At 72.9% G+C, this 10,566-nt stretch carries 9 protein-coding genes; 8 read left to right on the top strand and 1 reads right to left on the bottom strand.

Translation table 11 applies throughout. The features are described from left to right. Positions 1–84 precede the first annotated feature (84 nt). Positions 85–1,413, bottom strand: coding sequence for a hypothetical protein (locus tag ACFQQL_RS03260; RefSeq protein ID WP_382391208.1), 1,329 nt, complete (start codon positions 1,411–1,413; stop codon positions 85–87). A 141-nt stretch (positions 1,414–1,554) separates the two neighbouring features. On the opposite strand from ACFQQL_RS03260, the gene ACFQQL_RS03255 reads away from it, so the two are divergent. The 8 genes from ACFQQL_RS03255 to ACFQQL_RS03220 are packed head-to-tail and all read left to right on the top strand — an operon-like array spanning position 1,555 to position 10,565. After that, positions 1,555–2,304, top strand: a complete 750-nt coding sequence (locus ACFQQL_RS03255) for an SDR family NAD(P)-dependent oxidoreductase (protein WP_382391206.1) — start codon at positions 1,555–1,557, stop codon at positions 2,302–2,304. A gap of 17 nt (positions 2,305–2,321) precedes the next feature. After that, positions 2,322–3,542: a sugar ABC transporter substrate-binding protein gene (locus tag ACFQQL_RS03250; protein ID WP_382391204.1), complete on the top strand. Its 1,221-nt coding sequence runs from the start codon at positions 2,322–2,324 to the stop codon at positions 3,540–3,542. Further along, the gene (locus ACFQQL_RS03245; RefSeq protein WP_382391202.1) at positions 3,542–5,047 is read left to right on the top strand and encodes a sugar ABC transporter ATP-binding protein; all 1,506 of its coding nucleotides are present in this window, start codon (positions 3,542–3,544) and stop codon (positions 5,045–5,047) included. Before ACFQQL_RS03250 ends, ACFQQL_RS03245 begins: the two co-directional genes overlap by 1 nt. Continuing rightward, on the top strand, positions 5,040–6,074 hold the full coding sequence (locus ACFQQL_RS03240) for an ABC transporter permease (protein ID WP_382391200.1): 1,035 nt from the start codon (positions 5,040–5,042) through the stop codon (positions 6,072–6,074). The genes ACFQQL_RS03245 and ACFQQL_RS03240 overlap by 8 nt, the downstream gene beginning before the upstream one ends. Positions 6,075–6,098: 24 nt before the next feature. Beyond that, on the top strand, positions 6,099–7,130 hold the full coding sequence (locus tag ACFQQL_RS03235; protein WP_382391198.1) for a Gfo/Idh/MocA family oxidoreductase: 1,032 nt from the start codon (positions 6,099–6,101) through the stop codon (positions 7,128–7,130). Beyond that, positions 7,127–8,083 carry an alcohol dehydrogenase catalytic domain-containing protein gene (locus ACFQQL_RS03230; protein WP_382391196.1) on the top strand — a complete coding sequence of 319 codons (957 nt, stop codon included), beginning with the start codon at positions 7,127–7,129 and terminating at the stop codon, positions 8,081–8,083. Before ACFQQL_RS03235 ends, ACFQQL_RS03230 begins: the two co-directional genes overlap by 4 nt. After that, positions 8,080–9,606 (top strand): xylulokinase, encoded by a 1,527-nt coding sequence (locus tag ACFQQL_RS03225; RefSeq protein WP_382391194.1) that lies wholly within the window; start codon positions 8,080–8,082, stop codon positions 9,604–9,606. The genes ACFQQL_RS03230 and ACFQQL_RS03225 overlap by 4 nt, the downstream gene beginning before the upstream one ends. Next, positions 9,603–10,565, top strand: a complete 963-nt coding sequence (locus ACFQQL_RS03220) for a GntR family transcriptional regulator (protein ID WP_382391192.1) — start codon at positions 9,603–9,605, stop codon at positions 10,563–10,565. The genes ACFQQL_RS03225 and ACFQQL_RS03220 overlap by 4 nt, the downstream gene beginning before the upstream one ends. Position 10,566 lies beyond the last annotated feature (1 nt).

Below are 10,566 nucleotides of genomic sequence, written 5' to 3'. Positions count from 1 at the left end.
GCCGAGGGTGCGTCGACCGGTCCGAGCACATTCTTACACCGGGTAAGAAAGCCTGTCCACGATCACCTGCCGATCGGCCGGTGGTCAGATCCGCACGACGTCGAGGCCCAGCACCTCGCCGACGAGCTGGAGCCGGCGGACCTGGTCGCCCGTGGTGAGGACCGTGTGGTGGGACGGGATCGACTCGACGAACCGGAAGCCGTCCTCGACCCGCAGCACCCCGCCGTTGAGACAGTCGGAGTCCTCGTACTGCACGTACCCCGTCAGCTCCGCCGGGCAGACGGTCAGGGTGGTCAGGTCGCTGGCGATCTTGACCAGGGTCGTCGGTCCTTCCGGGAACCGGGCGTCGATGGCGTGGGCGTTCTCGTCGATGATCTCCAGCACCGGCGGCCGGCAGGCCCACTCCGCGGCGCACGTGCGTGGGATCTCTCCGAAGTAGCCGCAGTGAGCGACGAGCACATGGTTCTCGGGGTGGTCGGGCACCTCCGGGAAGAACGGGATCCCCTCGTGCTTCAGCGCCGCCTGCCCCATGAGGAAGGGGTACAGGTTCGTCATCATCACCGGGCTGTTCAGCGACTTGTCGACGAAGATCTCGGTCAGCATCGACGTCAGGTCGGCCTCGCAGCCCCACAGCAGGCCGCGTTCCTCGTAGAGCAGGTCGAAGGCGAGGCACGGCGTCGTCGTCGCGGAGGCCGACTCGTTCAGGCAGTTCACGCCGACCGCCACCGCGTCGGGCGTCTCGTCGACCTCGTCGTGCAGCGCGAGGTACATCCGGACGGCGTCACGCTGGGCGCACGGCGCCAGACCGGGCATCGGAACCGTCGCGGCGATGCGCCGGAGCTCGTCGGTGACCCGGTCCTCGGGAACGGCCTTGGCGCGCGCCGCGAGCTCCCGGTAGCTGCGGTGCTCGACGCTCAGGCCGAACCGCGCCTCGAGGTCGGCGACACACTCGTCCTCCCACCAGTAGAACCGCTTGAAGATGTCCGGCTGCATGCCGGCGCCGAGGTCGTCCTGGTAGGCGAGCATCCGCGCACCGCGCAGCCGCTCCCTGAGGCCCAGCGCGCGGCAGAGGTCCCGGAACTCCTCCGCCGACGTCGGCGCGACGGTCTGCACGGATCGTCGGCGCAGGTAGTCGCGGATCTCCCAGTCCCACATCGAGACCGTCCCGAACTCCGAGGTGACCACGAGGATCGGCACGTCAAGATCCTGGAGGTCCGCCAGGCGGCGATACGCGACACCGCTCATGTCGGGTACGACGACGGCGCTGACGTCGCCCGGGACGGTTCCCCCCAGCGGGGCCGGTTCGAGCCAGGTCGCGAGCGAGCCCGCATGCTCGTGCAGCGCCGCGAGCTGCCGGCGAAAGGTGTCGGTCGGCGCGTCCTCGAGGTGGACGGGCAGCAAGGTGGCGGCCATCTGCGGAGTCCCTTCTCCGACGTCACGTCACAGCTCGGCATCGGTGCCGAGCACACCGTTGACACTACTCGTACGGATATGTTTGCCTCTTGTCCGTACAGGCTGTCACCGTTGTCCGCCTCCTACGGAAGTAGGCAGACCATGGGCGAGGACGCCCACGTCGTGATCGTCACCGGCGCCACGAGCGGCATCGGTCAGGCCGCCGCCGTCCGCCTCGCCCGCGAGGGGTGGCAGGTCGTCGGTGTCGGACGCGTCGAACCGGCCCCGGCGGTGCGGGCCGCGCTGCAGGAGGCGGGCGTCGACGTCGTCCTGGAGGACCTGCGTGACCCGACGGCACCGAACGGACTCGTCGACGGTGCGGTGAAGGCGCACGGACGGCTCGACGCCGTCGTCAACAGCGCAGGCGTGCACACCCTGGCCACCGCCACCCAGACCAGCGACGAGACCTGGGACGAGATCCTCGCCGTCAACCTCACGGCGGCGTTCCGGCTGGTCCGAGCCGCGATCCCGGCCATGACCAAGACCGGCGGTGTCGTCGTGAACGTCGCCAGCGAGGCCGGGCTGGCCGCCGTCCCCGGCCAGGTCGCCTACAACGTCTCGAAGGCCGCGATGATCATGCTCACCCGCTCGGTCGCGGTCGACCACGCCGCCGAGGGCATCCGCGCCGTCGCGGTCTGCCCCGGCACGACCATGACGCCGCTCGTACGCGCGGCGATCGACAGCGCCGCCGACCCGGTGGCGCACGAGCAGCAGCTGGCCGCCTCGCGTCCGGCCGGGCGCCTGGGCCGTCCCGAGGAGATCGCCGCGGCGATCGCGTTCGTCCTCGGCGACGACGTGGGGTACCTGACCGGCAGCGAGCTGGTGATCGACGGCGGCTTCACCGCCGGATGATCGAGAGAGGACCAGAGATGACCCACGTACGACCCGTCAGGACACGAGCTCGACGACGTGCGGCGCTCCTGACTGCACCCATCAGCGCCGCGGCCCTCATGCTGGCCGCGTGCGGTGAGGACGCCGGCGGCGATGGCGGCGGCGGAGGCGACGGCGGCGAGGCCGTCGACTCGGTCACCATCGGCTGGACCCCACCGGACATCACCGGGGTGTTCCAGACCGCCACCAACTACTTCGAGCAGGCGGCCGAGGAGGCGGGCAATCACGGCATCGACGTCACGGTGCAGTCCCGCTCACCCGCCACCCACACCGACTACGCCGACCAACTGGCGATCGTCGAGGACTTCATCACCCAGCAGGTCGACGTGATCGCCATCTCGCCGGCAGACACCCAGGCCATCCTCCCGGCGATCCAGCAGGCCAATTCGGCCGGCATCCCGGTCATCATCGTCAACCTGCTTGAGGAGCTCGAGGGCGTCGAGGTCGCCACCTACATCGGCTTCTCCAACAGCGAGGCTGCCGAAGTCTCCGGCTACGCCGTGCTCGACTACTACGGCGGACCCGGCGTTCTCGGCGACGGCGAGACCGTGGACCCGCCGGAGGACGGCTACCTCGACATCGACTGGTGGCGTTCGGTCTACGTGGGCGCGGACCTCGGCGGGGTCGAGGCGAACGGCGTCATCATCGAGGGCATCGCCGGCTCCCTGTTCTCCAACGAACGCAACAACGGCTTCAACGCCGCGATCGAGGAGGCCTCCGGCGTCGAGATCCTCGCCCAGCCGATCGCCGCGGACTGGAACCGCGAGATGGGCACATCCGCCGCCGAGGACTTCCTCAGCCGCTTCGGCCCGGACCAGCTCGACTTCATCTACGCCTCCTCGAACGAGATGGGCATGGGCGCCGCCGCGGCAGCATCGCAACGCGGACGACTGGACACCTCGGGCGGCCAGAGCCCGCCGGAGGAGGGCCGGGTCGCCGTGTTCACCAACGACGTCACACCGGAGTCCGTGGACATGATCCGGGAGGGACGCATCGTGGCCGAGACCCACCACGGCTTCGCCGAGTGGGGATGGCTCGGTACCGCCTCGGCCGTCCGGTTGGCGTGCGGCTCCGAGGTCGAGCGCCTCCAGGACATCCGGCCCAGGACGGTCTACGAGGGCAACGCCGACATGTTCTACCCCGACCTGGAGCTCCCCGAGATCGACTGGGACGGCATCGCCGCAGAGTGCGGTCAGTGATGCTCGAGCTCACCGGCGTCACCAAGTCCTACCCGGGCGTGCGGGCCCTGGCCGGGGTCGACCTGCACGTCGATCCCGGCGAGGTCCGGGGCCTGCTCGGGCAGAACGGGGCCGGCAAGTCCACGCTCATGAAGATCATCGCGGGCGCGGAACCTCCCGACTCCGGCACGATGCGCGTCGACGGCGCCACCGTGCCGTTCGGGTCCCCGCACGCGGCGAGGGCCCGCGGGATCGGCATCGTCTACCAGGAGCTCTCCCTCGTCCCGACGATGTCGATCGGCGAGAACGTCCTCCTGGGGCGGTGGCCGGGGTCGGCAGTCGCGACGAGCGCCACGGCGGCCGAGCGCGCGGCGCGGCACCACCTGGACCGCGTCGGTGTCACGGCCGACCCGTCGACGCCGGCCGAGCGACTCGGGGTCGCCGAGCGGCAGCTGGTGGAGATCGCGAAGGCGCTCTCGGCGGACCTGCGGGTGCTGCTGCTGGACGAGCCGACCTCGGCGCTCTCCGACCGTGAGGCACGACGGCTCTTCGACGTCGTCCGCTCCCTCACACGCGACGGCGTCGCCGTGGTGTACGTCTCCCACCGGCTGCCCGAGGTGCTCCAGATCTGTGACACGGTCACCGTGCTGCGCGACGGCGAGCCCGTGGCCGACCGGCGGATCACCGAGGTCGACGAGGCCGAGCTGGCGCGGATGATGGTCGGTCAGGCCGTGACGCTGACCGACCGGTCCGGTCCGCGCCGACCCGCCGCAGGCTCGAGCGGCGCGGCGGCGCCACCGGCCGAGGTCGTGCTGCGCGCGTCCGGGCTCGCCCGTCCGCCGCGCCTCAAGTCCGTCGACCTGGAGGTGCGGGCCGGTGAGGTCGTCGCCGTCTTCGGCCTCGTGGGCGCCGGCCGCACACGGCTGGCGTCGACGCTGTTCGGCCTGGAGCCGGCCACCGAGGGCACGCTCGAGCTCTTCGGGCGCGAGCTGCGGCCGACGAGCCCGCAGCAGGCCATCGAGGCCGGCATCGGATACGTCGGCGAGGACCGCGCGGCCGGCCTCGTCCCGCAGATGACGATCGCGCAGAACGTCGTGCTCGCCTCGCTGCGCCGGCTCGGCTCCGCCGTCGCGTACGCGCGTGCGGACGAACGGCGGCTGGGCGCCCGGTACGTCGAGGAGCTCGCCATCCGCACGCCGTCCGAGGACCGTGCGGTCTCCTCGCTGTCCGGAGGCAACCAGCAGAAGGTCGTGCTCGCGCGGTGGCTCTGCTCCGGTGCCCGACTGCTGCTGCTCGACGACCCCGTGCGAGGCGTGGACGTGGGGGCGAAGGAGGAGGTGTTCCGGCTGGTGCGGGACCTGGCCGAGACCGGCGTCGCGGTCCTCTACCTGACGTCCGAGCTCCGTGAGGCCCGGGCCCTCGGCGACCGCCTGCTCGTCATGGCGGACGGTGCCGTGGCGGCCGAGTTCCCACCGACTGCCGAGGAGGACGAGATCATGACCGCTGCCGGAGGCGTCCGTGTCTGAGACCGCCCGCCGGACCCCCTCCCCGACCCGCTCGGGGGCCGACGCCGGCCCGCTGCGCCGGCTGGCCGCCCAGGCCGGCTCGTTCGGCGGCGCCGTCGCCATCCTCGCCGCCCTCGTCCTGGTCTTCTCGCTGGTGACGGACGAGTTCCTCACGGTCGACAACCTTCTGAACATCCTGCGGCAGTACGCGGTGGTGCTGATCCTCGCGGTGGGCCAGACCCTGGTCATCATCACCGCGGGCATCGACCTCTCCGTCGCCGCGACCGCCGCGCTCTCCGGCTCCATCATGGGCGTCGCGTACGCGCATCTCGGCCTGTCCGAGGCGGTGGCGATCGGGCTCGGCCTGCTGTCGGGGTTCGCCGTCGGGCTGCTCAACGGGCTCGCCGTCGCCGTCCTGAAGGTCCCGGACATCATCGTCACGCTCGGATCGCTGACCGCGGTGCGCGGAGTCGCCCTGGTCCTCACCGACGGGTTGCCGGTGCCCGACTTCGCGCAGGCGATCGAGGGCCGGCGGATCCCCGAGCCGGTGGCCACGCTCGGTGCGGGCAACCTCGGCCGGATCCCCCTGATCATCGTCGTGGCACTGGTGTGCTGCGCGATCGGCTGGTACGTCCTCAACCGGACCCGGCTGGGCCGCTCGATCGTCGCGGTCGGCGGCAACCGGCAGGCCGCGCACGTCTCGGGCATCTCGGTGGCGCGGACCAAGATCGCCGTCTACGCGTTCTCCGGCCTCCTCGCGGGCGTCGCCGGGATGATGCTGGCCGGCCGGCTGAGCAGCGCCAACGCCCTCATGGGTGAGCTGCTCGAGCTCGACACGATCGCCGCCGTCGTCATCGGCGGCACCGCGCTCTACGGCGGCCAGGGCCGGGTGAGCGGCACCATCATCGGGGTGTTCATCATCGGGGTCCTCGCGAACGGCCTGAACATCCTCGGCGTCTCGGACTTCTGGCAGCGCATCATCACCGGCGTGATCATCGTCGCCGTCGTCGCCCTCGACCAGTGGCGGCGCAGGCGCAGCTCCACCTGAGCCCTTCTGAGGAGAGAGAGTCGCATGAGCACAGCACTGAGGGTTGCCCTGGTCGGGGCCGGCCGGGCAGGGATGGTGCACGGACGGGACTTCGCCGCCGGTGTCCCCGGCGCGCGCCTGGTCGCGGTGGCGGACCGCAGCGAGGAGGCGTGCGCCGCGGCCGCGGCGGAGCTCGGGGTGGACCGCACCCTGCACGACCCGCTGGACGCCGCGACGGACGACGCCGTGGACGCCGTCGTCGTCGCGGCACCGACCCCCGTGCATGCCGACGTGGCCGTCGCCGCGTTGGCGGCGGGCAAGCACGTGCTGTGCGAGAAGCCGATCTCGAACACCCTCGACGGCGCCCGTCGCGTCCGAGACGCCGCGGCGGCGTCCCCGGGGGTTCTCCTCATGGGGTTCATGCGTCGCTTCGACGCGGGTTTCGCGCGCGTGGCGGAACGCATCGCCGCCGGAGACATCGGCGAGCCCTTGCTCGTCCGGTCGACCACCCGGGGTCCGGGACTGCCGCCGGAATGGGCGTGGGACACCAAGCTCTCCGGCGGCCTCGCCGCGGAGGTCAACTCGCACGACATCGACACGGTCCGGTGGCTCTCCGGCCAGGAACCGGTGAAGGTCCATGCCGTCGGCCGGGCGGCCAAGCGCCCGGACATCGCAGAGAGCCACCCGGGCTTCGTCGACGTCCTGGCCGCCACGTTCGAGATGTCCGACGGCGCCCTCGCACAGGTCGACGGGGCCTGCCCGGCGGACTACGGCTACGACGCGCGGGTCGAGGTCTACGGCTCGGAGGGCACGCTCCTGGTCGGCGGGCCCACCGAGGCGGGCGGCGCGCTCCTGGTGCGCCCGGGGTCCTCGACCGCCGACCCGGTCCGGTCCTGGCGGTCCCTGTTCGCGGAGGCGTACCGCGCCGAGGACCGGCACTTCGTGGCCGCGGCGCGCGGGGAGGAGGAGCCGCGGACCACCGCTGAGGACGGGTACCAGGCCCTCGCCACGGTGCTGGCGATCAACCGGTCGATGGCGTCCGGCACCCCGGTCGCGGTGAGCGAGGTGACCGGGTGAGGGCTGTGCGGATCACCGGTCCGGGAACGGTGGAGATCGCCGAGCTGGACCGGCCGGGGCAGGTCGCCGGCGAGGTGCTCGTCGAGGTCGCCTGCGCCGCGATCTGCTCGACCGACCGCAAGCTGGTGGCGAGGGGCCAGCTGGTGGGTCGCGTCCCCGGCCACGAGGTGGCGGGTCGACTGGCCGACGGCACCCCGGTGGGGGTCCATCCGGACACAGGCTGCGGCCGCTGCGCCGCCTGCCGCCGCGGCCAGACGAACCTGTGCCCGGACAAGCAGGCCGTCGGGATCGACCGCGACGGCGGTCTCGCCCAGGCCGTCGCGGTGCCGGCCGCCCACGCGGTGCCGCTCGACGGCGTCCCGCTCGCCGTGGCGCCGCTGCTGGAGCCGCTGGCCTGCTGCGTGCACGCCGTGCGGCGCGCGGGCGCGTTCGACGGGCCCGCGCTCGTAGTCGGTGCAGGGGCGATGGGCCTGCTGCTGATGTGGGTGCTCCAGGCCGAGGGGCACCGGGTCGCGGTGTGCCAACGCTCCCCCGACCGGCGTGCGCGGGCGGCCCAGCTGGGGGCCGACGCGGTGCTCGGTCCCGACGACGACGTCGTCGCGAGCCTCGGTGAGCCGCCGGCCGCGGTCTTCGTCACCGCCCCCGGTGCGGAGGCGCTCACCTGGGCCCTCGAGCGGGTGGCGACCGCCGGGGTCGTGCATGCCTTCGCCGGCAGCCCCGGCGGGGCGAGCGTCGACGCGAACCTCGTCCACTACCGCCACCTGACCCTCGTCGGCAGCACCGGCAGCGGCCTGGTCGACTACGCGGCCGCCGCCGAGCTGGTGCGCCGCGGCACGGTCGACCTGGCTCGGCTGCCCGTCCGGCGGACCGACCTGGCCGGTGCCTCCGGCGCCGTGACGGTGCCGGAACCGGGCTCCGCGCTGCGCACAGTCGTCGACCTGGAGGCGCCGTGAGCAGGTCACCTGTCTTCGTCGGCTGCGACCTGGGCACCACCGGGTCGAAGGCCGCGGTCGTGGACGAGTCCGGCACGCTCCTGGGCGAGGCGCACCAGGAGGTCCCGCTGTCGCGGCCGCGGCCGGGCTGGGTCGAGCAGGACCCGTTGGTGATCGAGGCGTCCGCCCACGCGGTGATCGGCCGGGCGCTCGCGGTATCCGGCCGGGCCGCCGACGTCGCCGCCGTGGCGTTCTCGGGCCAGATGTCCGGGATCGGGGCGGTCGATGCCGAACTTCGCCCCGTCACCCGGTACGACTCGTGGCTCGACACCCGGTGCGAGCCGTACATCGAGCGGATGTCGGAGGCCGCCGGGCGGGTCGTCGAGCTCGCCGGCTGCCCGCCGACCTACGCCCACGGCCCGAAGATCCTGTGGTGGCGCGAGCAGGAACCGGAGACGTTCGCACGCATCCACCGGTTCGTGCCCATCGGCTCCTTCGTCGCCGCGCGGGCCGCCGGCCTGACCGGCGACGAGGCGTTCGTCGACCACACGCACCTGCACTTCTCGAACCTCGCCGACACCCGCGCCGGCACCTGGTCTGCCGAGCTCCTCGAGGCCTTCGGTGTCCCGCCGGAGGTGCTGCCGCGGATCGTCGCGCCGACCGAGGTCGTCGGGGAGGTGACGCGCGCGACGGCGGAGGCTACGGGCCTGCCGGCGGGCACTCCCGTGGCCGCCGGTGCGGGCGACACGACCGCCGCGTCGCTGGGGGCCGGCGCGGTGCTGCCCGGCCGCGCCTTCGACGTCGCCGGGACCGCGAGCGTGCTGGCGATCTGCCTGGACGACTTCCACCCGGATCAGGAGCGTCACACCCTCATGGCCACCCGGGGCATCGTGCCCGGGACCTTCCTCAACCTGGCGTTCATCAACGGCGGCGGGCTCGCGCCGCCGTGGTTCGCCGGCGAGGTGGCCGGGCTGGAGGAGCTCGAGGCACCCGCGGCCTACGACCTGCTGGAGGCGCTGGCCGCCGAGGTCCCGCCGGGCAGTGACGGGCTGCTGTGGTACCCGCACGTGCAGGGCCGGGTCCTTCCGCCGTCACCGCATGCGCGTGGTGCCTGGGTGGGGCTGACCGCGCAGCACGGCCGTGGCCACCTGTACCGCGCGATCCTCGAGGGGGTGGCGTTCGAGTACGCCGAGTGGGCGCGGCTCGCGGCCGCTGCCGGCGGCGGCGCCCTCACCGAGGCGCGGGCGCTCGGCGGCGGTGCGGCGAGCGGGCTGTGGAACCAGATCAAGGCCGACGTCCTCGGCATCGACTGGGTGCCGACGGTGGTCCCGGAGGCGGGAGTGCTCGGCGACGCGCTGGTGGCCGCGGCCGCCACCGGACACGCACCGGACATGGTCGCCACGATCGAGTCCTGGCAGAGCACCCGGGAGCCGGTCCGTCCGCGACCCGAGGCGCACGAGGTGTACGGACGCCTCCAGCCCGCGCACCGGGCGATGGGCGACGCGCTGGACTCGGTGTTCGACATGATCGAGGGGGCGCGGTGAGCGGGACACGCCGGGCGGCGGCACCGGCCATCGACCGCAGCAGCAACGTCCCGCTCTACCGGCAGCTCGAGGAGGCCCTGCGGAGCGAGATCGAGCAGGGGGCGTACCGGCCGGGCGACATGCTGCCCTCCGAGAGCGAGATCTGCGCCCGCTACCAGCTGTCCCGATCCGTGGTCCGCCAGGCCCTGCAGCACCTGGCGCAGGCCGGAACGGTACGGACCGAGCGTGGCCGCGGGTCCTTCGTGGCGGAGCCGAAGCTCTCGGAGCGGTTCGTCCAGCGCGCCACGGGCTTCTACGACGACCTCACCCGGATGGGCATGCGGGTGGAGACCCGGGTGGTGTACCAGGCGCTCGAGCCGGTGCCGCGGGAGGTGCGGGAGTTCCTCGGCGTCAACGAGGCCGTCCGTATCGACCGGGTGCGCTCGGTCGAGGGCAGGGTGCTGGCGTACGTGCGCACGTATCTCGCCTCCGAGCGCTGCCCGGGCCTGGAACGGTTCGACCTGACCGACCGGTCGTTGTACGCGCACCTTCGAGACGTCTACGGCCTGCACGTGCACTCGGGCTTCCGCACCGTCGAGGCCGTAGCGGCCGAGGCCGACGTCGCCGAGCGGCTGGGCCTGGAGCGTGGCAGCCCGGTGCTGCTGCTGTGCAGCGCGAGCCGCACGTCGGACGGCCGGCCGTTGGAGTGGTTCGCCGCGTGGCACCGCGCGGACCGCACCAGGTTCCAGGTCGACATCGTGGCCGGATCGGAGTGGCCCTTCGAGCAGGCGGTCGTCGTCGACGACGGCGCGCCGATCGCGGCCTCCGAACCGGCCCCGACCGCGGGCGACGAGGTCACCGACCGGGTCGTCGCCGTCGTCCGGGCACCGGAGGGCACGGACAGCGCGACGGTCGCCGCCGAGCTCGCGTCGGGGTCGACCGCCCTGGTCGAGCTGGCGATCCGGAAGCGCGGTTCGTGAT

The organism is Georgenia alba, from assembly GCF_042665525.1.
GTDB classification, from domain to species: domain Bacteria; phylum Actinomycetota; class Actinomycetes; order Actinomycetales; family Actinomycetaceae; genus Allobogoriella; species Allobogoriella alba.
The sequence above is the reverse complement of the archived record's forward strand: the minus strand, read 5'-3'. Positions and strand labels throughout refer to the sequence as shown.